Raw genomic sequence first — 22,885 nt, forward strand, 5'->3', positions numbered from 1 at the left:
TTTCTTTAAGTGAGACTTCATTCAGTAGGGCGGGTTCTCTCACTGTCTGTTACACAAGTGTTTAAAAGCTGTTCATTTGATAAAATTCTTTTATCATTAGGTCGGTATTCTTTTGCTTTTCCGTTATGATATTTCGAAAGGTCCTTATCCCCAGTATACCAATAACAAACACATAATTGTAAATGAGGATACCAAGTAGAGTAGTCCTTCAATTGAAAACCCATATTATTCTCAGCTTCCTTCTCCAGGGCTAGCTTATACCAAACAATCGCTTTTTGATATTGCAATCTCTCTTTATACAAATCTCCTAAACGACAAGAAACCTCTGGCCTCGGTATATCAAATGCCAAAGATTGTAGGAGACAATCAATTTCTCTCTCGGGATTTTCAAGTATTCGATAACAATTTGCCATATAAATGCATGCACGAATATTATCTTCTATCCAACCTTCTCTTGTCATTAGAAATTCTAAATACTTATCAATCGCTTCTTGAAAACGTTTATGATCTTTCAATTCGTTTGCAAAATAAAATAAATCCCTCGCCGTAAACTCAATTTCACTTTTTTCATTTTCTCATAAATTTTAATATTTCTATCGCTATCTTTTTTATCTGAAAAATTTGGTTGATGAATGATTGAAATCTCGGTATCTAATACTTTACCATTTACAGCCAAATATTCATGAACATTACCATACCATAAAAAATTCCTTGAACGTTTCACTAAGCGATGGCGTTTAAAGGAGAATGTAGGGTTACCATATTCATCTGTAGCAGTAATATATTTCATCGTTACGACATCATAAGTTGATTCAAGTTTATTCTTTAATCTTATTATTGCTTCTATATTTTTATCATCTATAATATCATCTGCATCTAAAACTAGAATATAGTCCTTAGTTGCCTTTGAAAATGAAAAGTTTCTAGCTTTTGCAAAAGAATCGACCCATTCAAACTCAAAAATTTTTTCTGTATATTGTTTCGCTATATCAATCGTACTATCTATTGATCCAGTATCTACAATTATTATTTCATCACAAAAACGTTTTTCACGATCATACATAGACTAATACTAATCATAACTTACCTCCACCAATATTTATTTAAAATATTGTATGATGAAGGTATCCCTACTGATATAACCTTTATATATTAAAGTTTTTTGCCGAATTTTTTTCTGCTTCTTCTAGGGATTCTACTACCAATTTAGTTGATTTCACATGTTGTTCAGCTAGTTGCTGATACGTTTGAAATATTTGCTTCATATTTTGGTTAATTTCATTGATTTTTTCTGAAAAGTTCATAAGACTTTGTCCAACAGGCGGTTCTTGAATGTCAATATGTAAATTTGCAATTGTTTCATTTAAGAATAAAAGTTTTTGCTCAACTTGCGCAACATCTAATTTAATCTCATTCATCTATGTATACTGCTCCTCTCGCTTCATCACTTCTAGATCATTCAATCGAAATTCTTGATGTTTAATATCAGATTCTAATACAGCAATTTCTGAACATAATGTATCCTTAGTTTTCAAAAGTGTATGTAAAATCTGTTCTAATTGAATCCTTGAAACATGATGATAGCTTTCCCGGATGTTTTCTTGTCGCATAGATTCAAATTGTTCCGCAAAGTCTCCTGTCCATGTAGTCCGAGTCAATGATGGTTGTTCCCAATGTTTTTTACTTTGATCATATTCTTGCTGATATATTTCTACATCGCTAATTACTTGTTCTAACCGCTCTAAGTCTTCTCTTCTCTGATTCATTTGATAATTTAAGTTATAAATTTGCTCATGAACATTACTCATTTGTAAATCAATTGAATGTAAAGCCATTCAAACACCCCACTTCAAAATCAGAAAAATCCCATTATATCTTCATATTATATCGACAAATCCAATCCTTTCGTAGAGTAGAATAGCACTGTTTTTATCTTAAATTCAAAGAAAATCAGTCAAAAAGAACTAAGTAATTAGTATCATCTTTAAAATATTTCTAAAAATAGGATAAATCCGTTATTTTCCCATAAAAAAAACTGCCTCTATACGAGACAGTTTTTCATACTTTATTCATCATTTTTTAGTTTAGCTAAAGCGTCAGCTAAGGCATTATTTTTAAATCCTTCATCTTGTTTATTCAAATATTTCTTCACATCTTTCTTTGACACACGTTGTTTTTTCTCTTTCTCTTTTCTAGCTTGGAATGTAGATAATTTTTCACGATGTCCACACTTACAAGTGAATATTTGTCCTTCACCTTCTCCACGAAGTTCTAATCGTTTATGACAGTTTGGACAGCGTGCATTCGTAAACTTGGCAATATTTTTCTTACCTCCACATGAGCGGTCCTGGCATACCAATTTCTTTCCGTGTTTATTTTTAATTTCTAACATAAGTTTTCCGCACTTTGGACATTTTGTTCCAGTCATATTATCATGTTTGAACGTTTCACTACTTTGCTTAATTTCTGTAACTGCTTCTTTTGTATATGATTTAATTTCTTTTATAAATTGATCTTTCTTCAATTTACCTTCCGCAATCAGAGATAATTTTTGTTCCCATTCTGCAGTTAACAAAGGAGAACGCAATTCTTCTGGTGCGAGATCTAGAAGTTGGCGACCCGTTTGTGTTAAATAAATATTTCTTCCTTTTAATTCTATATAGCTATTCATAAATAGTTTCTCAATAATATCTGCACGAGTTGCTACGGTACCTATACCACCCGTTTCTTTAATCGTATCTACCAATTCTTTTTTATTCGTACCCATATAGCGAGTTGGATTTTCCATCGCTTGCAAAATGGTACCTTCTGTAAAACGTTCCGGTGGCTTTGTTTCTCCCTCTTTTAATTCAACTTTTAATGTTAGTTTACTTCCTTTAGTAACGTTTAATGGTTGTATTTCATCTTCTTCATCGTTATGTTTATAAATTTCTTTCCATCCGAGTCTTTTCGTTACTTTGCCGTTCGCTATAAATTGTTCGCCTGCAATATCAATCGTAATTGTTGTCTGCTCATATTCCATAGGATCTGACAAAGCTGCCAGAAATCTTTGTACAATTAAATGATAGATCTTTTTTTCTTTATCATCTAATGCAGTCCAAACAACTGGAACTTCCGTTGGAATAATCGCATGATGATCTGTTACTTTTGCATTGTCTACAACTGATTTATTCAATCGTAATTCTTTATTTAAAATGGTATTTGCTATTTTTGCATATTCATCTACACCACATGCTTTCACACGATCCTTTAAAGTAGATACAATATCAGTAGATAAATGCCTTGAATCTGTGCGAGGATACGTTACTAGTTTATGCTGTTCATATAGCTTCTGCATTACGGACAATGTCTGCTTACCCGAAAATTGGAATATACGGTTCGCATCCCGTTGTAAATCCGTTAAATCATATAATCCTTGAGCATGTTTCTTTTTTAGTTTTTTATCTACATGGACTACCGTAGCTTGTTTATTACTTAATTTTTCTTCTAACTTAATTGCCTCATTTTTAGAAAAGATGCGGTTTTGGTTTTCATCATTCTTCCATAGAAAACGATGACCTTTGGTTGTTTTTGCTTCTAATTGATAGAATTTTTTCGGTTGGAAATTTTTGATTTCTTGTTCTCTTAACGATACCATTTCCAGTGTAGGTGTTTGCACACGACCACTAGAAAGTTGAGCATTATGTTTCGTTGTTAATGCTCGTGTAGCATTAAGTCCGACATACCAATCGGCTTCCGAGCGTGCTACAGCGGATTGATATAAATTCCAATAATTCTTTCCAGGCTTTAATTGTTTAAATCCATCTTTTATTGCTTTCTCTGTCACCGAACTAATCCAAAGACGCTTAATTGGCTTTTTCACTCTTGCTTTTTCAATAATCCACCGAGCTACTAATTCCCCTTCTCTACCAGCATCTGTAGCAATAACAATTTCTACAACATCTTGACGGTTTAGTTGAGTTTTTACCGACTGAAATTGCTTCCCAGTCTTTTTCATAACCACAAGCTTCAAATGGTCTGGAAGCATTGGTAAATCTTCCATTCGCCATGTTTTATATTTACTATCATACATATCTGGATCTGCCAATGTAACTAAATGCCCTAAAGCCCAGGTTACAATATACTTTGATCCTTCTAAAAATCCATTTCCTTTTTTATGGCATCCGAGCACTTTTGCAATATCTCGACCTACGGATGGCTTTTCTGCTAAGACTACTGTTTTACTCATTTATGTACTCCTCATTTCGAAGATAATTATTATCTATATTATTTCATTGTTTACTGTAACATATTTTCCTCAAACTGTACGGCATGATGCAATCACACCATCGTCTCCATAACCATATTATAAACTACAAAACACCGAGTTTTATTACGAAAGAGGATGTTCATCATGCTGATATATGCTGGAATGCTCTTACTTGTTATGGCAGTTAGCTTGGACGGATTAGGCGTTGGAATCACATACGGAATGCGTAAAATAAAAGTTCCGTTTATTGCAATTTTAATAATTATGATTTGTTCAGGATGCATTGTCTACACCTCGATGACAATTGGAGAGTTATTAAGCAATATTTTATCTACGAAGATTACGAGTATGTTAGGTGGTAGTATATTAATTTTCCTTGGGATTTTCTCTCTTATCAATATATTTCGTTCCAAAAATGATTCTAAGCACTCAGAGGAATTACATGATCCATCAAAGTTAGAAAATCTTAAAACAGTGATGTCAACACCAGATAATGCAGATTTAGATAAATCAGGAGTGATTACGGTTGGCGAAGCATTCTTGTTAGGGCTAGCACTTGCATTAGATGCTTTTGGCGCTGGAATTGGGGCTGCAATGCTTGGCTATCCACCTTTCACCACAGCAATTTTAACTGCTGTGATGAGTGGATTATTCTTGAAATGCGGTATTCAATTAGGCAGTTTTCTCTCTAAAAACCAGAAACTTCGCAGACTGTCATTTTTACCGCCAGCAATTTTAATAAGTATTGGCGTTCTAAATTTATTTGGATAATAAATATAATATCCCAGCAAAGACGAATGATTGTCTCTAACTGGGATATTTCTCTGTGTATTTTAAATCAACGATATAATAAAGCTGATTACTACAATAGCACCAATGATCATTAATATTGTACGTAACATGGCAATCCATCCTTTCCTTTTGCCTTTGTTTCTTACAATACCCAATCATTCAAATAAAAAAACATTTAAGTAATAATATTTAGAAGTATGGTTAATGTGATAACACTTACGATTGTTGAAATAAAGGTAATACTGGATACTAACTCTGGCTCAGTATCAAATTCAATAGCATACATTGTTGTCGTTGCCGCAGTCGGCATTGCTGAAATAATTATAAGCACAGTTGCAATTAATGGGTCTACATCAATAATACTAACGAATAACCAAGCAATCAAAGGTGCAATAATCATTTTTAATGATACCGATGATACAACAACTTGCCAATCTAACTTCAACCCAATTAATGACCCTAATTGCATTCCTAACATGATCATCATAACCGGAATTGCCGCATCACCAACCATCGTTAAGGTAGAATGAATAAAATCAGGTATAGTTATCGACAGCCAAGAACAGATGAATGCGAAAACTGCTGCATATGTAGTAGGCATTTTCAGGACATTTTTCATTGCCTTTTTCATACCACTTGTACTGCGAGACGCATAATATACACCAAAAAAATTATTCTGCAAGGCTTGAACAACCATAATAAATATCGCATATGGAACGGCTGCTGGCCCTATACTAAACAAAACTACTGGCAATCCGTAATTTCCAGAATTCATAAATCCTGTTGCTAAAATGGCGGCACTTTCTTTATTCGAATTCCATCCGAATAGTTTTGCTAATACTTTATTTATAAAAACCATAATGAAAAATAGTGCGAACATATAAATTACTATAATTACAAAGCCACTATCGAAAGTTGCATCATATAACGTTACAAAAACTAAAGCTGGCGTTAATATGTATAAGCAAACAGCAGATACAGATTTCACATCTAATAAGCGAATACGCTGTAATATAAATCCCGATGCAAAAACTGCCATAATTGGCATAATAACCTCAATAAACAAACTCATTTAAACATCTCCATCTATCATAGTACTCTCCTATTAGTTTACCATATAACGTCAAGAGTCAGATAAGATACCCTTGACAAATAATCTAGGTTGCTTCATAATGTATTAGTTAAGAGGTAACATTTAGTGATGATCTGGCATTCTGCTATGTTTTAGGGAAGATGCTTATTCACACTGGCGCGACTAAGGGGTCGCAAGGATGTAAGAGCAGGTAGGGCTTACATTGCTTAAGTAGAAACATCAAGTAGGAAAATAACCGCGGTAAATAATATAAAAAATGAAGATTAATCTTAGAATGAAAAAATTATAAAGTGTTACTTTAACTATAAAAGGGTACTCTTTTAAGAAGGGTACCCTTTTTCCAATCCATACATAAAACCAAACAAAGAAAGGATTGTTGTGCATGCAAACTGAATTGCCACTAGGCTCCATTATTACAATGAAAGTACTACGAAAAATAGATACGGGATATGTACTTACTGCATTTGGAGAAGAAGCATTACTACACAATAAGGAAACAGAAGAACAATTAGAGATTGATCAAGAAGTTGATGTTTTTCTCTATACCGATAAGCAAGGAAAAGTAATTGCCTCTGCTCGCTTACCATTTATTACAGTTGGTATATATGATTGGGCAGAAGTCGTAGGTGTCATTCCGAGGTTAGGTGTTTTTGTATCTATTGGTATCGTAAAAGATATACTCGTCTCTAAAGACGACTTACCATTATATAGAGAGACGTGGCCAAAATCAGGCGATCGCTTATTTATCACTCTTAAAGTAGATAAAAAAGGTCGCTTATTAGCAGTGCCAGCTACAGAAGATATTATTGCAAATGAAGTTTTTGCTGCTCCTGAACACATTATGCATGATCAAGTTCGTGGAACGGTTTATCACACAGAAAAAGAAGGAGCTGCATTACTAACGACCGAAGGATATCGCGGTTTTATCCATTATACAGAAAGAAAGGAAGAGCCACGAGTCGGACAAATAGTTGAAGGAAGAGTAATTGCAGTAAAAGAAGATGGTTCCATCAATATTTCCTTGCGACCATTGAAACAAGATAGTCTGGATGAGGACGCAAACTTAATTCTGCAACATTTAAAGGATAATCATGGTTCCATTCCTTTTCACGATAAAAGTGATCCAGAAGAAATAAGAGCTACTTTCCAAATTAGTAAAGCTGCCTTTAAACGTGCATTAGGAAGATTACTAAAACAAAGAAAAGTAAAACAAGAAAACGGACAGACCACACTGTTAGATTAATTTAAAGAGGCGCTCTAATTGATGAGCATCTCTTTTCTATTTCCCCTCTATTTCTATTAGCTTAACCATAATGTTTATGAGTTACCTTTTTCTGCTTTTCACATGAATTTTGGGCACTCATCTCATCTATGAGTTACCCTTTTTGCTTCTTACACGAATTTTGGGCACTCATGACGCTGATGAGTTACCTTTTTTGCTTCTCACACGAATTTTGGGCACTCATCTCGTCTATGAGTTACCTTTTTCTACTTCTCACACGAATTCCGGGCACTCATCTATGAGTTACCACTTTTTGGTGGTAGCCTACTATTGCTCATCTTCTCGGCACTCTATAAAAAGGAAAAAAGCAGAGTCTGTCATTAACAGCGTCTGCTTTTTTCTTTAGGCTTCTGCGTTCTTATAGGAATCCATTACGGATGAAATTATAAAGCCTAGTGCGGAAGCAAATAAACAAGCGATACCAAGTCCGCCAAAACCTGCCCCCATAATATCAACTTTTGGTGCAACTGAAGAAACGAGAACTAATAATAAACCTACTATTGCTAATAAAAAATTTGGATAGTATCCAGCATGCGATTTTTTAGAAGACATTCTAACTAAGAAAATACTCGCAATTGCTGTTACCGCTGTCAAAATAGCCCCAATCGTTATTACTGATTCGACCATATCTTTCACCTCATCACAAAAATAAAATTCTCTAAGTTAAGTCTACAATTGAATGTTTAGAAAGTCAATTGACGTCTAAATTAAAGTCCACAATTATTGTAGACAAACAATTTATCTAATAAAATTTATTATATCCATAACAAGGAATCTCATTAACAAATGTCGAAAAGAGTTACTATAAAGAAAAAAGGGGGACATATCATGCTAGCATTTGAAGATTACACCTATGAACGACCAGATATCGAAAAGAGTAAAGAAAAATTTCAACAATTAGTGGACGTTTTTAAAAGTGCACCTGATGTGAAACATGCGATAAAAGCGATTGATGAAATTAATCAATTAAGAAATAACCTTTATACAATGTCTAATCTCGTATTTATTCGAGCTTCTATTGACACAAGGGATGAATATTATCAACAAGAAAGGGACCACTTTGACCTAATTGAACCAGAAATACAAGAAATGGTGACAAGCTTCTATAAAGCATTATTCGAATCACCGCATGAAGAAGATTTACGGAAAGAATATGGTTCACAGCTTTTTGATTTAGCAGCTTGTGAGGTAAAAGCATTCTCAAAAGAGATTATACCCTTACTGCAACAGGAGAACAAACTTACTTCGGAGTACTCTAAATTAATTGCTTCTGCAGATATCGAATTCAAAGGCAAAAAATATACTTTGGCTCAATTAGGGCCTTTCGCACAGCATAAAGATAGAAATGTACGTAAAGACGCAATGAATGCAGCGCAGGGTTTCTATATAGAAAATGAAGAAACATTAGATCGTATTTACGACGATTTAGTTAAAGTCCGCCATGAAATCGCAGAAAAGCTTGGATATGACAATTTTATTGAAGTTGGCTATTTACGTATGCAACGAGTGGATTATGATGCAACCATGGTAGAAGTGTTCCGACAACAAGTACGTGATGTTATAGTCCCAATAGCAACGAATTTGTATAAAAAACATGCAAATCGAATTGGTGTCGATAAACTAAAGGCATATGATGAAAGCTTTGTGTTCCCTTCCGGCAATGCTACGCCTAAGGGATCGCCAGAATGGATTATTGAAAACGGAAAGAAAATGTATCAAGAGTTATCTAATGAGACTGGTGAATTTTTTCAGTTTATGTTAGATCATGAACTTATGGATTTAGAAGCAAAGAAAGGAAAAGAAGCTGGAGGATATTGTACGTTTATCGAGGACTATTCTTCCCCATTTATCTTTGCTAATTTCAATGGAACATCAGATGATATTGATGTTTTAACACACGAAGCTGGTCACGCTTTCCAAGTTTATAGCAGTAGAAATTACAGTGTTCCAGAATACTATTTCCCAACTAGTGAATCAGCTGAAATACATTCAATGAGCATGGAGTTCTTTACCTATCCTTGGATGAAAGAATTCTTTGGAGATGAGGTCGAAAAGTATAAATACGCTCATTTATCTGATGCATTACAATTTATTCCATATGGTGTTGCCGTAGATGAATTTCAACATTTAGTTTATAAAAATCCTGAATGGACACCTAAGGAAAGAAAACAAGCGTGGAAAAAACTTGAAGAAACTTACTTACCACATCGCGATTATGATGGCATTCCAAATTTAGAAGCTGGTGGGTTCTGGCAAAAACAAGGTCATATCTATGAAGATCCTTTTTATTATATTGATTATACATTAGCACAGATTTGCGCATTCCAATTTTGGAAGAAAGCGCAGGAAGATAATGAATCTGCTTGGAGCGATTATGTACATTTATGCAAACTAGGTGGATCTCAGCCATTTCTCCAACTTTTAAAAGAAGGTAATTTAAAATCTCCTTTCGAAAAAGGTACAGTTGCTTCTGTAGTAAAAATAATTGAAGATTACTTACAAGCAATTGATGATAACAGTTTATAAAGGAATAATTGCATCCTAAAAAGCTACAAAAGAAGTGTTGAGACAAACGTTCGTCTCAACACTTCTATTTTTAGCTAGGATCTGGGTGTTCTTCTTCACTTGGTTCAGGATGTTCTTCCTCACTAGGATCTGGATGCTCTTCTTCAGTTGGTTGGTAAGTGGATGACATTAAATCGACTTTCTCCGCACCTACATTCGAAGGAACGATTACCATAAGGGTAAGCAGAAATACGATTCCTAAAAGATAATTGATCTTTTTCATCTAATTCACCTCCCTTCAACAGCTTTCGTTGTATGAAGAGCATGATTGTAGTAGGTCGCTGCTAGTTTGTATTTTCTTTGACTATAATAATGTGTAGCCAATATTTCTAAATAAGCTGTTTTCTTCAAATACAATTGTTTCTCATCAACAAATGGTATAATTTTCTCCAAAATAATTTTTTCTAAGCTTGAATATACCTTATTTATTAATTGACTATACACATCTAACTCATACCGATATATCGATTGATCATCTTCCTCTACAATAGCTAGTCCTTTATTTAACCATTCTTTTGCATGGAATAGGTCATCAATGCGATAATACTCTTTCATTAATCCAATAATTGGGTATAACTGTTTCTTCGGGTCAGCTCTTAATACAAAACTTTTCTTATAATAGGCTATAGCTTGTTCCGATTGATTGCGTTCAGAATATAAATTCCCTATATTTTGATAACATTTAGTTTGTAAATTTATATTGTTGATTCGATCAGCAATTTTTTTTGCTTGTTGATAACTATTCATCGCAGATTCATAGTCTTGCATTCTAGAATAGCAAATCCCCAATAATATATAACACTGTGCTGTTCGTTTAAAGTTATATTGTTTCTGATAATACATTAAAGCTTGTTGGGCATAGATGATTGTAGTATAGGTTTCTCGAATATAGCTTGCAGATAAGGCAATCATATATAATATATCATGTTTTTCTTCTTTCTTTGATCGTTCTATATAAGCCAGATACTCCATCGACTTTTGAAAATAATCCATTGCCTTCTTATATTTCTCTCGCGAAAAATAGTATTGCCCAATAAATTTTAACCAATAGAAAGATTCTGCATCTGTAAAATACGGGGATAATAGTTGAAGTTTTTGAAATTGCTCTTCTACCTTCTGTTTATCATTTTGAATAAGATAGAATCTTAATTTATGAATTTCAAAGAGATGATTCATTTCTTGAATAGTAATTAATTGTTTATGACTACTTAGCTGCCTATATAAGATGACGGAAGTATTTATATTTCTTAAAAACAAGGCTTGAAACCATCTTTGACACAAATCTAAGACGGGAATCTGTTGTAATTGCGAATTGTTAATCTTAAGTTTTTTACATAGTAATTCTTTTATTTCTTCTGGAGGGTCGACATACTTATTTTCAATCTTTGATAAATAAGAAATGGATATAATACCATCGGCGAGTTCGGATTGCGTCATTTTTTGTTCTTGTCTATAAAATTTAAGCATATAACCAAAATGCACCAATCATATCCCCTCTCTATATGAATTTTTATTTATCTTACCATAAAATGTAAAAAATCACCATTTATTTTTATCTCAATATTTAGATTTATTAGCCAAATATATATTTCTATTTTTCGCGTTAATTTTTATAGCTTAGAAATAAGTCTTTCACATTATTTTTTTCGAAAAAACCAATATCATTTTGAGTTTATTTTCTGTAATTCTCATCCTTTTTCCCAACCCCTAAATAGCAGGACTCTTCGAAATTTCACAGAATATGTATAAGCATATCTTAAAAGGAGGAATTATGATGAAAAGCAAAATTTTTGGCGGATTAGCATTAGCTATTTTCCTAGTTACTTCACCACTGGCAACAGATGCTGCAATGGACAGGAACAACGGAATTGACATGGAAACAAACCCAAGTATTTCAGACTCTTATGACAAACAAACTCCATATGTTGAAGGAGAGGTTCTTGTAAAGTTCAAAGAAGACATGTCCATGAATATGCAACAAGAAGTATTAAGTGATATTAATGCCGAAATTCTTGTTGATGAAAATGTAGTAGACTCTCCTTTTAGTGTTTTAAAAGTAAAGGACGTAGAACAAGTAGTACAAACGTTAAGTAATAATTCTCAAATTGAATATGTCGAACCAAATTATATCTTGAATGCAACTTACACACCAAATGATCCTTTCTTTGATATTAGTTACCAATATGGATTATTCACATCAGAAACAACCTCTGCTTGGGATGTAACAACCGGTAATTCTAATCAATTGGTTGCCGTTCTGGATACTGGTGTTGATTACAACCATGAAGATTTAGATGATAAAACAATTCTTGGATATAATTTTGTTAATAATAATTACAACCCGATCGACCGTAATGGACATGGCACTCACGTAGCTGGAACTGCCGCTGCAGAAACGAATAATGGATTAGGGATAGCAGGTGTGGCTCCTGACACCTCCGTCTTAGCAGTCCAAGTTCTCGATAGTAGTGGTAATGGAAGTTTAGCAAATATCGTTGATGGAATTATCTACGCAGCAGATTATGGTGCAGAAGTTATTAATCTTTCCTTAGGCTGTAATTGTGATACCCAAGCAATGGAAGATGCTGTCGACTATGCTTGGGACAATGGTTCTGTAGTTGTAGCTGCAGCAGGAAATAGTAGTACCTCTACAACATTTGAACCCGCATCATATGACAATGCTATAGCAGTTGGAGCAGTTGACGAAAATAATAATATAGCTAGTTTTTCCAACTACGGAAGATGGGTAGATGTAACTGCACCAGGTGTTGAAATTGCAGGAACATATCCATCAAATAGATATGTCTATTTATCAGGTACTTCAATGGCTTCTCCGCATGTTGCTGGTTTAGCAGCGTTACTTGCATCACAAGGTAAGGATAACAGTGAGATTCGTAGTTCCATCGAAAATACAGCAACACCAATTAGCGGAACAGGTACTTACTTCCAACACGGATTAATCAATTCATTTGATGCAGTAAACTATTAATCTTTGAAAACGTTCCCCCTTCCCCTTCACTTTTTTTGAAGGGGAATTTTTTATGTAGAAGTATATTTCGTTATTTCCACAGTTTTATAAACATGAATAATCGATAATAGTTAGATATTCTTGTTGCGATTAAAAGAATACATTGAATTTGTTGGAAGGGAAAGATGGCAACTTTTGCTCAGAACAGGAGATTGAAGATTCATTTAAAAAGCGTACTCCTTTCATATTAGCTAAAAAAACCGCTGCTTGCTAGGCGTAGTCTGTAATGGGATTCAAACAGTATAGCATTCCAGTTTGTAAAATAAATTCATTATGAAATTGATTCATTCACGTAAATTTACAGTAAATAAGTGAATACGTAACAACCAATATGATAAAATAAGTCTTATTACGTTAGGATAAGGAGAATACAATGAATTATCAAGCACTTTTCTTAGATATTGATGGAACTATTTTGCGACCGGACCATACATATTCCGAACGAACGAAACAAGCAATTAAACAAGTGAAAAATCAAGGGTTGGAAGTCTTTCTTTGTACTGGAAGACCAATTATTGAAATTGATGATTTAGCAGATGAACTAGGTGTCAAATCATTAATTGGATACAATGGTGCCTATGCTAAATATGAAGGGAAAACAATATTAAATGAACCTATGCCCGAAAATGATGTAGATACGTTTTTACGTGTTGCTGCAAGCAAAAACCATGAACTCATATTATATACAAAAGATAAAAACCATTTCACAACATTTGAAGATGACTTTGTTAAAACATTTAAAAAGGTCTTTCAATTAAGGAAGAATGAGTTATTTGATAAACGTCTCAAAGATCAAATTCTCGGTATCACCGCTCTAAATGTAGATCCTAGTGAAGCTAATCACTATATGATTAATGATAATATTCGCCCTTCTCAAGTAAATGTCAACAGCATTATCGCTGCTTTTGATATTATTCGCGTTAATATGAATAAAGGAGAAGCAATAAAGCGTGTACTTGATGAACTCAATATTCCACTAGAGAATTCAATTGCCTTTGGTGATGGTATGAATGATAAGGAAATGTTACAAACCGTTGGTGTCGGATTTGCTATGGGGAACGCTGATAACGAACTGGTACAATACGCAGATTATCAAACTAAATCATCAGAGGATGACGGAATTTTTTATGGTCTGCAACAGTTAGGACTCGTTAAAGAAGAATAATATAATTTTTTCTCGCACATAGAGGATAAGATGAATGAAAATTCTTTACCTCATAAAAAAGTCTAGAATGATAACAGCGATATTATGCTGTTCTTCATCCTAGGCTTTTTTTACTTCTTATTTTGTAATAAGCGTAGTTGCTCGATGACTTTCTTCGTAAGTATAGAATCACTATCACATCCACTTACTTCAACAAAAGCTTGTTGGTAACCAGTAGCTGAAATTTTCTTCTGTAATTCTATCGCTTCTCTGTCTTCATCATTATTAAATAATAACGCTGCTGCAATTGTCTTCGCTAAATATACTGGGATTTTTCCTGTATATTCAATATACATTAAAGCTGGTTTGACTAAGCGATCCTTTGCTCCTAATTTTCGAATAGGACCACGCGCAACTCTCTTTACATCATCTGAAATATATGGATTTTGAAAACGTTGAATAATTTTACTCACATACTCTTGATGCATTTCGCGATTAAAACCATATGCATGAATTAATGCTTCTCCTGATTCAGCTAAAGCACCGTATATGGTATCATCAATACGTAAATCTTTCATAGCTTCTACGATAGTATCATAACCCAAGTGTGTTCCTAAGTAAGCCGGAATAGCATGTCCCGTATTTACCGTAAACAATTTACGTTCAATATAAGGAGCAAGATCATCTACATACGTAATGCCAAAAATTGGAGGTACTTCACCGACAATCTTTTTTTTCTCAACTACCCACTCATAATAAGGTTCCACCATCACATCTAATAGATTCTTATTCGTTTGATTAGGAACGATACGATCTACTGCAGCATCGGGAAAGCCATACAATCTATCAAACTCCCCTATTTTATGAGCCTCAAGCGACTCAAAAACATGCTCTTTGAGTAATGAACTTCCACCAACCATATTTTCACAAGCAATAATATTGAGAGGGCTATTATTTTGCTTTGTTCTTTCTTGTAATCCCTTAGAAATCGCCTTAGCAATAACTGGTAGAATTGTAGGTCCAACTGCAGTAGTAACGACATCAGCCTTCACAATGGCTTCTGTAACAGCATCTGGCTCTTTTATACTATTGATCCCAGTAATATGATTTACTGTTAATTCTTGTTTTTCCTTTCCAGCTAGGTAAACATGATATGATTTTTGTTTATTAATTTCATCAATAACTTGATTATTTACATCGATAAAAATGGTTTGATAACCGGATTGATAAAGTAAAAGTCCGATAAATCCTCGGCCAATATTACCTGCTCCAAAATGGACTGCTGTTTTCATATTAGTTCACCTCTTGGAGGAGTTCTAAAACTTCTTCTTTAGAACTTGCAGCTACTAATTTCTCAACATTCTCAACTTCTGAACAAATAATTGCAATTTGAGACAGAATTTCCAAATGTTCATCACCTTTACCAGCAATCCCAATCAAAATTTGCACTTGATTCCCTTCACCAAAATCGATCCCTTTTGGGACAGTTACGACAGATAAACCTGTATCGATCACCATTTCTCTTGCATCTTCTGTTCCATGAGGAATTGCTAGTGCATTTCCCATAAAAGTAGAAGTTAATTCTTCTCTTTCAAGCATTTTTTCAATATACGTTTGTTCTACATAACCATTACGAAATAAAATTTCTCCAGTATAACGAATTGCTTCTTCTTTTGATGAAAATTCAACACCTAATTGAATATTTTCTTTGCTTAAAATTTCTTTTGCCATGATGTATGCACTCCTACTCGTGAAATTTTTCGTTCATAAAATTTTTAAACTCATTTGCCAGAAACTGTTGAATCTCTTCCTCTGTTCCATATGCTACAATTCGAATATTCTCTTCCTCTTGTATAAATAAGCCACTAATAAAACTTAAGATGTCTAACACTTCTGATTCAGTTCTTTGTGGAGCCAACATAAGCAGAATTCGCTTAATCATCATCGGAATATTATCCATTCCTTTTAAATAAATCGGTTGTTCTAACTCATATACCCGAAGATATGGTCCCGGAACCCATTCTGAACGAGTGTGAAATAAAGCAAGCTCAGATGAAGGTATTCCTAAACCTCCTTGTTGTTCTCTTTCCACTAATTTTTCTAAAATAACATCAGCATGTGTAACTATTTTTGCTTGTTCTATATCTTTGCCGATTAAATGTAAATAAGACAACATATCCGTTTCTTTCGCTAAATTAGTAACTGTTAAATTATTAATTAATTGAAGCATAGCTTTGGAATAAAGTTGCATCGAATAAAGTTTGGCAACAAAATCATCCTGACCATTTCTACTTTTCATTTGTTGCTTTTTAATCGGAGAAGTAATTTTACTTTTTCTCAACTCTACTTTTATTTTTCTTGCTTCTTCATCCGTTAGCAATGGTGATATTAATACATAACTTCGATCAATATCCTCTAAAGCAACTGTCGATACAATGACATCGTATCCTGCTAGCGTCTCTTTATCCAAGTCAAATAGTGATTGATGGTTTGCTATACTTATCTCAGGAAATGTATTTTTCAATTTAGAAGCTAACATTTTCGAAGTTCCAATCCCACTAGAGCAAATAACAAGAACCTTAAGATTTGATTGTGAATCAGTCTGTAAAAACGTTGCTGCAAAATGTAGCACAATATAACCAATTTCTTCATCCGGAAACGCTAAGTTTGGGAACACATGTTGAATCGCTTTATCGACTACCTCAAACAGTTCGATATAATCTTTTTTAATTTCATCGATCATTGGGTTATTAATATTCATTTGTTGTTTTAGACGATATACTGCTGGTTTTAAATGTGTCGTTAAATCATTTAAAAACCGGTTGTTATGCGTAACATCAATATTCATTTCATTGCTCACAGAGCGTATTAATTCTTTTGCTTTATAAGCTATATCCATACTAGATTCCTCTAAAAGATAATTTTGGTTCTCTCTTAACTTAGCTCCCATTAAATGCATCGTAATATAGCCTATTTCATCTTCTGGAATAAATAAGGAAAAAGCTTCCTCTAAATGGCCAATAACCTCTGCAGCAATTTTATATTCTTGTTCATCTTTAATTTGTTCTTTGTATTCATCATCAAAGTGAATGATATCTCCTTTTTGTAATCGTTCCATTGCTAATGCAATATGAACAACTAAACCTATATATGCACTATCAGCAAGGTCATAAGGTAGTTGGTTACGCATGCGTTGAATTTGTTCTTCTATTTTATCCAACTTTTCAGCATCAACCAGTCCGAGTAATCGTTCTGAAATAGTATCAGATTTAGATACATCCTCTTGAATTCTTTCTTTTAGCTTCTCAACATATTGAAAAGGGTCTATATGACGGGAAATAAGGTGACTAAGCACAGATCTTTTCCGTCCTTCGTCCCCTTCAATTTGTACGCCATATCCCTTTTTTCTTATTAAACTTAATCCAAAAGATTTCACTTGAGATTCTAACTTGTTTAAATCTTGACTCACCATTGCAATTGTCACATTAAGTTCGGTCGCCAAGTGAAATAATTTTACAGGTTCTCGAAATTGCAAGAGGGTATATAACAATATCACCTGTCGTTCCTCTTCGGTTAATTCCGATGAAGACAACTCTTCCATAGCTTGTCGGAAGACTTTTTTATTTTCAGTAGATCCTTGAATGGAAATTCCTGTACCTGTCTTTTTAACAAGGTTTAATTGATAATCTCCAAGTACTTTTTCGATCTTCTTTATTTCACGGTGAATGGTCCGAACACTAACGTCAAGTTGATCGGCAATTTCTTTTACTGACATGTGCTTTTCTGCCTCTAAAAGAATCTTCAGTATATGTCGTTCACGACTGGAAAGATACAAGACCATTCACCTCCATTAATATTATTTATTTTTCAAACGTTCCACCAGTTCATCATATTTAGGACTATTCAAGAAATTCTCCACTGAAATATGCTCTGCAGTCGGAAGTTTAGCTTTAGCACGATTTGTTAATGTTTTTTGAGTAATTACAATATCGGCATCTTCAGGTATTTCATTGATCGCTTTATTGGTAACATCGATATTAATATCGCTCTTCTTAAATTTATTCTTTAATAACGATGCACCCATAGCGCTAGAACCCATTCCAGCATCACATGCAAAAATTATTTTATCTACTTGTGATGCATCTTTTACAGGTGTTTCTGGTACGACATCTTGATCATTTACTTCTCCAGGATTATTTTGATTCCCTTTTAACGAACCAGCAACACTGCTTTCTTTTCCTTTCATCGCTTCCATTTTTTCTGTAGAAGCACTTAAATCTCCTTCATCATCCGATTTCGATGATTTCAATATAATTGCAGCAATAGTAAAGGAAACAGCGGTTGCTAATATTACACTTAAAATAACTCCCATATAACTATCAGAAGCTGCCATAGCTAATACTGCAAAAATACTACCTGGAGACGCCGCCGCACGTAATCCGGCATCAAATAATTGCAGTGTGAATACTCCTGTAACCCCACCACCAATTGCAGCTAAGATAAGCATTGGTTTCATTAGAACATATGGGAAATAAATCTCATGAATACCACCTAAAAATTGAATTATTGCAGCACCTGGTGCAGAGGCTTTAGAAACTCCTTTACCAAAAATAGCAAATGCCAGTAAAATTCCTAGTCCAGGCCCTGGGTTAGCTTCCATTAGAAATAAAATTGATTTTCCAATCTCTGATGCCTGGTCAGCACCTAATGGAGTTAAAATTCCATGGTTAATTGCATTATTAAGGAATAAGATTTTTGCTGGTTCAATAATGATATTTGCCAGTGGCAATAAACCGGCATTAACAATTACTTCCACTCCAGCAGCAAGTGCGGCGTTCAATCCTGATACAATTGGACCAATTGCTTTTAGTGCAATAATTGCCATGATTGCCGCTAATATACCCGCTGAAAAGTTATTGTATAACATTTCAAATCCTTGACGAATTCTGTGTTGGAACACTCCATCAAACTTCTTCATCAAGTAAGCAGCTAATGGACCCATTAACATTGCACCTAAAAACATCGGGGCATCCGCTCCAACGATTACCCCCATTGTTGCAGTTGCACCAACGACTCCTCCACGAATATCGTAAACCATACGTCCACCAGTAAAACCAATTAATAATGGCAATAGATATAAGATCATCGGATCTACCAATCCCGCCAAATCTTCATTTGGCCACCAACCGTCTGGTATAAATAAAGCTGTAATAATTCCCCATGCAATAAAAGCACCGATGTTTGGCATAATCATCCCACTTAGATAACTACCAAATTTCTGTACTTTTGCACGAAAGCCAGATTGTTCTTCAGACATGAACAAACTCCCCTTTCACTTTCTATATTTATTGTATCTACATTTATTTTATGGCAATCAGGAATCCGCTTACAACACTATCTTAATGTGACTTTGGCAATTGATTGTTGCCAAATGTAATTTTGTGCTAACAGAAAATAATTTTTGTTCCTAATTTTACTTTGAGAAATGCACTGATATCATTTAATTAACTTTAACTGAGATGGCTGCTCGGATGTGAATTTAATCACATACTATTGCGGCCACAAACTATTGGGGTGTGGACAAATGACGATCCGCGGTTTTCTTCACAGTGGTCAGTAGTGTGAGTTGTATTTCGGAGTCAAGGAAGGTCTATTTACTTTTGGATGACTATCAGGGGGTGCTGGTGGTTTGATAACTTTTAATTAACTACTTTATCGGATTTCTTAAGGTTTTTTGGTTTAGAGAGCTTGGCTATTGACCAATTTTTTCGATTTCTCCTGTTTATTTGGTTTAGAGAGCTACTCTATTGAACACTTTTTTCGATTTCTCCTGTTTATTTGGTTTAGAGAACCGCTCTATTGACTACTTTTTCCGGGTTCTCCTGTTTATTTGGTTTAGAGAGCTGCTCTATTGAACACTTTTTTCGATTTCTCCTGTTTATTTGGTTTAGAGAGCCGCTCTATTGAACACTTTTTCCGGATTCTCCTGTTTATTTGGTTTAGAGAACACGTCTAAATAGTACTATTCACTTCATGCCAAATCGCAATTATACCTGAGAGTTCCATTCCCTTGTAAAAGGAGATTCATATCCAAAGAGGGCGCCTAGGCGACCTTAACAGTAGATCACCCGGAAGCCTGTTGATGTTGTTATTATTGAATACACCTACATCGGTCCGCTCCCGCTTTTAAACACATTACATTTCTTCTTGAAGAGTAAGATAAATTAAACTACAGGAAAAAACCGCCATATAGTAAAGCTCCTGCAATAATAAATGCTGGATGAACATTTTTACGTTCAATTAAAAAATAACTTATAACTACAATAATCGCTGTCTGCCAAAAACCTATTCCTATGTATGCTTCATTCCAAAAATTCCAAGCTAATACACCTAATAATATCGCAATTACAGGTTGTACAAATAAAGTAAGTCTTTTAACCCGGGGAGATTTCTTATATTTTATTAAGATTCCTCCAAGTAAAATCATCAGAATTAATGAAGGGGCGATGCTAGCAAACAATCCAATTCCCGCACCTACATAACCACCTACTTCAAATCCGATGTATCCAGCTAATTTTGTAGCAATTGGACCTGGTAAAGAATTTGCGAATGCAAGCAGTTCACCAAACTCTTGTGTAGACATCCATTCAAAATTTCGTACTACCTCATTTTCTACTAGCGGGATAGATGCGGGGCCTCCACCATAACCAAGGATTCCAGGAATAAAGAAAGCTACAAAAATTTCCCAGTATATCATGAAGGCTCACCTTCTTTATCATGGCTTTTCACAGGTAGTATGAGCGCTAAAATAAGCAGCGCTGCTATAACAATCCCTGGATGTATATGTATAATTTGAAGCAATATAAACATAACTATAGTCATAAAAATGGTAATTAACCAGCCCAAGCCTTTTCCTGCTTTTTGTATAAATTGCCATGTTAAAACAGCCATCATCATACCCACAACTGCTATTACTGCTGCTGTCATCCCTTTCACCCAATCAAATTCACTAATTCCCGATAAGGTACGCAATAAAATAATAAGTAAAATCACTGTCGGCATAACAGAAGCTATCAATGAACTAAGCATCCCTCCCCAACCAGAGACACGATAACCTATATACCCTGCAAGTTTGGTTGCAACTGGGCCGGGTAATGTGTTCGCAATCGCAAAAACATCACTAAACTCTTCATCATTCATCCATTTATATTTCTTTACTACTTCTTTTTGAATTAATGGTATAGAAGCTGGACCTCCCCCAAATCCAAGCATCCCTACTCGAAAAAATGCAATAAAAATATTCCTATGTTTTTTCATTACGCCATTTCCTTCTTTACTCAAATAATTACTTTTACGTAAAGGATACCATATTTGTTTCTTCATCTATAGTTATCTGAGATTGTTGAAATGATATCATTTTAAACTCTCCCGTTATGGGTAAGGAATGTATACTTTTCTTTAAGCGTTAATGAAAAAAACTTTGTAGCGCATGGAGTTCTTAGAGGAGTAATTAGAAGTTGGATGGAATCGTCCAATGAGCGTGTAAATGTTCCATCATCATTTGTTTCGCATTGATTTCTTGGTGTGTTTTGATTGCTTCATAGATTTTTACATGATCTTCAAAACATTTGACTGAATCTACCGTTTTCCATTTTTGACGAAGTGTATGTTGAACTAACTCAGAAAGGCTTTGATAGGCTTGCTTAATAATATGATTATTCGATGCTACAATAATGGATTGATGAAATAGTTCATCCGCTTTTATAAAAGAAGTCTTTTGGTCAATTGCTTCTCGATGTAAATAAATCGCTTCTTCCATTTTTATGAGATCTTGTTTACTTGCAAAACAAGCAGCTCTTCCAGCCATCTCCACTTCTAAAATGAACCGAAAATCCATCATCTCCGTTAAACAAATATTATCTAGTAAGGATGCAATTACATACGCATCAGCAAGTTGATTCACTTTCAATTGTTTGACAAATACGCCAATACCCATTCTTTTCTCTACAATTCCCATATCTTCTAATGTGTTCAATGATTCACGGATGGATGAACGACCAACATGAAGCAATTCCATAAATTCTCTTTCTGACGGTAATTTATCACCAATCTTATATCGTCCGTTTTTTAATTGCTGAACGATATATTCTGTTACTGTAGCACTTATTTTTTTTGACATCCAAGCCCCTCCCTATGCAAACGAATTACCATCATTGAATAGCTTTCCTTCACTGTAATTTATCCTAACTTAATATGTTAGGTTATATTACATATATTTTAAAGGGAATTTTCAAAAAAATCAATCCAACTTACGACTTATAACTTGTGTAACTTAGAATTACCTAAAAAAAGAGCCAATCACTAAACGTAATTGACTCAACTTAAACTTATATTATTCTGGTAAAACAGCTCTTGTAGTCATTTCCCATTCATGAATCTCATATGTACGTGCTTCTTTAACAACATATGGATCTTCTTTTGCTATTGACTCAGCATGAGCTAAATCCTCAGCTATGTAAATAACCATACCACCAAAACCATCAACGAATCTTCCCTTTGCAAATACGTGACCTTCTTCATCTTTCTTCGCTATATAATCAAGATGATCCTGACGATATTGTTTACTTTTTTCTTCATCTAACATTGGTAACAGCACCATAAAATATTTCATCTTATCCCTCCTCAGCTAGTATTATACTATACTTCTTGTCCAAATATAGTGTAAAGACGTG

Annotated in this window: 20 protein-coding genes and 1 pseudogene; 5 read left to right on the top strand and 16 right to left on the bottom strand. The window is 34.3% G+C overall.

Annotated features, from left to right (window positions below; all coding sequences use genetic code 11):
* Positions 1 to 17: 17 nt before the first annotated feature.
* From OB_RS17965 to OB_RS13265, 4 genes and pseudogenes are all read right to left on the bottom strand, one after another.
* Positions 18 to 1,080 (bottom strand): annotated as a pseudogene (locus OB_RS17965) (glycosyltransferase).
* A gap of 65 nt (positions 1,081 to 1,145) precedes the next feature.
* Complete coding sequence (locus OB_RS13255) at positions 1,146 to 1,418, bottom strand: YwqI/YxiC family protein (RefSeq protein ID WP_011066981.1); 273 nt, start codon at positions 1,416 to 1,418, stop codon at positions 1,146 to 1,148.
* The gene (locus tag OB_RS13260) at positions 1,419 to 1,835 is read right to left on the bottom strand and encodes a DUF5082 family protein (RefSeq protein WP_011066982.1); all 417 of its coding nucleotides are present in this window, start codon (positions 1,833 to 1,835) and stop codon (positions 1,419 to 1,421) included. It abuts the gene before it with no gap.
* A gap of 230 nt (positions 1,836 to 2,065) precedes the next feature.
* Complete coding sequence (locus OB_RS13265) at positions 2,066 to 4,228, bottom strand: DNA topoisomerase III (RefSeq protein WP_011066983.1); 2,163 nt, start codon at positions 4,226 to 4,228, stop codon at positions 2,066 to 2,068.
* 165 nt (positions 4,229 to 4,393) lie between these two features.
* On the opposite strand from OB_RS13265, the gene ytaF reads away from it, so the two are divergent.
* Positions 4,394 to 5,020 carry a sporulation membrane protein YtaF gene (gene ytaF / locus OB_RS13270; RefSeq protein ID WP_011066984.1) on the top strand — a complete coding sequence of 209 codons (627 nt, stop codon included), beginning with the start codon at positions 4,394 to 4,396 and terminating at the stop codon, positions 5,018 to 5,020.
* 196 nt (positions 5,021 to 5,216) lie between these two features.
* Here the strand turns inward: ytaF and OB_RS13275 are convergent, their stop codons facing one another.
* Positions 5,217 to 6,113 (bottom strand): AEC family transporter, encoded by an 897-nt coding sequence (locus OB_RS13275; RefSeq protein WP_011066985.1) that lies wholly within the window; start codon positions 6,111 to 6,113, stop codon positions 5,217 to 5,219.
* Positions 6,114 to 6,516: 403 nt separating this feature from the next.
* Here OB_RS13275 and OB_RS13280 point away from each other — a divergent pair, with 403 nt between their 5' ends.
* On the top strand, positions 6,517 to 7,377 hold the full coding sequence (locus tag OB_RS13280) for a CvfB family protein (RefSeq protein WP_011066986.1): 861 nt from the start codon (positions 6,517 to 6,519) through the stop codon (positions 7,375 to 7,377).
* A 381-nt stretch (positions 7,378 to 7,758) separates the two neighbouring features.
* Here the strand turns inward: OB_RS13280 and OB_RS13285 are convergent, their stop codons facing one another.
* A complete protein-coding gene (locus tag OB_RS13285) occupies positions 7,759 to 8,043 on the bottom strand; it encodes a hypothetical protein (RefSeq protein WP_041544295.1) in 285 nt (94 codons plus the stop codon).
* 201 nt (positions 8,044 to 8,244) lie between these two features.
* On the opposite strand from OB_RS13285, the gene OB_RS13290 reads away from it, so the two are divergent.
* Complete coding sequence (locus tag OB_RS13290; RefSeq protein ID WP_011066988.1) at positions 8,245 to 9,942, top strand: M3 family oligoendopeptidase; 1,698 nt, start codon at positions 8,245 to 8,247, stop codon at positions 9,940 to 9,942.
* Positions 9,943 to 10,012: 70 nt separating this feature from the next.
* Here OB_RS13290 and OB_RS13295 read toward each other — a convergent pair whose 3' ends face one another.
* On the bottom strand, positions 10,013 to 10,204 hold the full coding sequence (locus OB_RS13295; RefSeq protein WP_011066989.1) for a Phr family secreted Rap phosphatase inhibitor: 192 nt from the start codon (positions 10,202 to 10,204) through the stop codon (positions 10,013 to 10,015).
* A 5-nt stretch (positions 10,205 to 10,209) separates the two neighbouring features.
* Positions 10,210 to 11,448: a helix-turn-helix domain-containing protein gene (locus tag OB_RS13300; RefSeq protein ID WP_231846951.1), complete on the bottom strand. Its 1,239-nt coding sequence runs from the start codon at positions 11,446 to 11,448 to the stop codon at positions 10,210 to 10,212.
* 307 nt (positions 11,449 to 11,755) lie between these two features.
* Here OB_RS13300 and OB_RS13305 point away from each other — a divergent pair, with 307 nt between their 5' ends.
* Together OB_RS13305 and OB_RS13310 are read left to right on the top strand one after the other, a co-directional pair.
* Complete coding sequence (locus OB_RS13305) at positions 11,756 to 12,970, top strand: S8 family peptidase (RefSeq protein ID WP_011066991.1); 1,215 nt, start codon at positions 11,756 to 11,758, stop codon at positions 12,968 to 12,970.
* 412 nt (positions 12,971 to 13,382) lie between these two features.
* Positions 13,383 to 14,174 carry an HAD family hydrolase gene (locus OB_RS13310; protein WP_011066992.1) on the top strand — a complete coding sequence of 264 codons (792 nt, stop codon included), beginning with the start codon at positions 13,383 to 13,385 and terminating at the stop codon, positions 14,172 to 14,174.
* Positions 14,175 to 14,284: 110 nt separating this feature from the next.
* On the opposite strand, the gene OB_RS13315 is transcribed toward OB_RS13310, so the two are convergent.
* The 8 genes from OB_RS13315 to OB_RS13350 form a co-directional block, all read right to left on the bottom strand.
* On the bottom strand, positions 14,285 to 15,445 hold the full coding sequence (locus OB_RS13315) for a mannitol-1-phosphate 5-dehydrogenase (RefSeq protein ID WP_011066993.1): 1,161 nt from the start codon (positions 15,443 to 15,445) through the stop codon (positions 14,285 to 14,287).
* Position 15,446: 1 nt separating this feature from the next.
* A complete protein-coding gene (locus OB_RS13320; RefSeq protein WP_011066994.1) occupies positions 15,447 to 15,884 on the bottom strand; it encodes a PTS sugar transporter subunit IIA in 438 nt (145 codons plus the stop codon).
* A 13-nt stretch (positions 15,885 to 15,897) separates the two neighbouring features.
* Positions 15,898 to 17,994 (bottom strand): BglG family transcription antiterminator, encoded by a 2,097-nt coding sequence (locus tag OB_RS13325; protein ID WP_231846952.1) that lies wholly within the window; start codon positions 17,992 to 17,994, stop codon positions 15,898 to 15,900.
* Between the two features lie 15 nt (positions 17,995 to 18,009).
* Positions 18,010 to 19,470, bottom strand: coding sequence for a PTS mannitol transporter subunit IICB (locus OB_RS13330; protein ID WP_011066996.1), 1,461 nt, complete (start codon positions 19,468 to 19,470; stop codon positions 18,010 to 18,012).
* Positions 19,471 to 20,382: 912 nt separating this feature from the next.
* On the bottom strand, positions 20,383 to 20,910 hold the full coding sequence (locus tag OB_RS13335) for a chromate transporter (RefSeq protein ID WP_011066997.1): 528 nt from the start codon (positions 20,908 to 20,910) through the stop codon (positions 20,383 to 20,385).
* Complete coding sequence (locus OB_RS13340) at positions 20,907 to 21,470, bottom strand: chromate transporter (RefSeq protein ID WP_011066998.1); 564 nt, start codon at positions 21,468 to 21,470, stop codon at positions 20,907 to 20,909. The genes OB_RS13335 and OB_RS13340 overlap by 4 nt, the downstream gene beginning before the upstream one ends.
* Before the next feature lie 193 nt (positions 21,471 to 21,663).
* On the bottom strand, positions 21,664 to 22,332 hold the full coding sequence (locus OB_RS13345) for a FadR/GntR family transcriptional regulator (protein WP_011066999.1): 669 nt from the start codon (positions 22,330 to 22,332) through the stop codon (positions 21,664 to 21,666).
* Positions 22,333 to 22,545: 213 nt separating this feature from the next.
* Complete coding sequence (locus tag OB_RS13350) at positions 22,546 to 22,824, bottom strand: YciI family protein (protein ID WP_011067000.1); 279 nt, start codon at positions 22,822 to 22,824, stop codon at positions 22,546 to 22,548.
* Between the last annotated feature and the right edge of the window lie 61 nt (positions 22,825 to 22,885).

It is taken from the genome of Oceanobacillus iheyensis HTE831 (assembly GCF_000011245.1).
In the GTDB taxonomy this organism is placed as follows: domain Bacteria; phylum Bacillota; class Bacilli; order Bacillales; family Amphibacillaceae; genus Oceanobacillus; species Oceanobacillus iheyensis.

Bases quoted from the DNA above. Each gene is read 5' to 3' on its own strand.
- OB_RS13305 (WP_011066991.1), top strand. From the start codon at position 11,756: ATGAAAAGCAAAATTTTTGGCGGATTAGCATTAGCTATTTTCCTAGTT.
- OB_RS13315 (WP_011066993.1), bottom strand. From the start codon at position 15,445: ATGAAAACAGCAGTCCATTTTGGAGCAGGTAATATTGGCCGAGGATTT.
- OB_RS13310 (WP_011066992.1), top strand. From the start codon at position 13,383: ATGAATTATCAAGCACTTTTCTTAGATATTGATGGAACTATTTTGCGA.
- OB_RS13260 (WP_011066982.1), bottom strand. From the start codon at position 1,835: ATGGCTTTACATTCAATTGATTTACAAATGAGTAATGTTCATGAGCAA.
- OB_RS13350 (WP_011067000.1), bottom strand. From the start codon at position 22,824: ATGAAATATTTTATGGTGCTGTTACCAATGTTAGATGAAGAAAAAAGT.
- OB_RS13255 (WP_011066981.1), bottom strand. From the start codon at position 1,418: ATGAATGAGATTAAATTAGATGTTGCGCAAGTTGAGCAAAAACTTTTA.
- OB_RS13320 (WP_011066994.1), bottom strand. From the start codon at position 15,884: ATGGCAAAAGAAATTTTAAGCAAAGAAAATATTCAATTAGGTGTTGAA.
- OB_RS13335 (WP_011066997.1), bottom strand. From the start codon at position 20,910: ATGATATACTGGGAAATTTTTGTAGCTTTCTTTATTCCTGGAATCCTT.
- ytaF (WP_011066984.1), top strand. From the start codon at position 4,394: ATGCTGATATATGCTGGAATGCTCTTACTTGTTATGGCAGTTAGCTTG.
- OB_RS13330 (WP_011066996.1), bottom strand. From the start codon at position 19,470: ATGTCTGAAGAACAATCTGGCTTTCGTGCAAAAGTACAGAAATTTGGT.
- OB_RS13325 (WP_231846952.1), bottom strand. From the start codon at position 17,994: ATGGTCTTGTATCTTTCCAGTCGTGAACGACATATACTGAAGATTCTT.
- OB_RS13340 (WP_011066998.1), bottom strand. From the start codon at position 21,470: ATGAAAAAACATAGGAATATTTTTATTGCATTTTTTCGAGTAGGGATG.
- OB_RS13290 (WP_011066988.1), top strand. From the start codon at position 8,245: ATGCTAGCATTTGAAGATTACACCTATGAACGACCAGATATCGAAAAG.
- OB_RS13285 (WP_041544295.1), bottom strand. From the start codon at position 8,043: ATGGTCGAATCAGTAATAACGATTGGGGCTATTTTGACAGCGGTAACA.
- OB_RS13345 (WP_011066999.1), bottom strand. From the start codon at position 22,332: ATGTCAAAAAAAATAAGTGCTACAGTAACAGAATATATCGTTCAGCAA.
- OB_RS13280 (WP_011066986.1), top strand. From the start codon at position 6,517: ATGCAAACTGAATTGCCACTAGGCTCCATTATTACAATGAAAGTACTA.
- OB_RS13300 (WP_231846951.1), bottom strand. From the start codon at position 11,448: ATGCTTAAATTTTATAGACAAGAACAAAAAATGACGCAATCCGAACTC.
- OB_RS13275 (WP_011066985.1), bottom strand. From the start codon at position 6,113: ATGAGTTTGTTTATTGAGGTTATTATGCCAATTATGGCAGTTTTTGCA.
- OB_RS13295 (WP_011066989.1), bottom strand. From the start codon at position 10,204: ATGAAAAAGATCAATTATCTTTTAGGAATCGTATTTCTGCTTACCCTT.
- OB_RS13265 (WP_011066983.1), bottom strand. From the start codon at position 4,228: ATGAGTAAAACAGTAGTCTTAGCAGAAAAGCCATCCGTAGGTCGAGAT.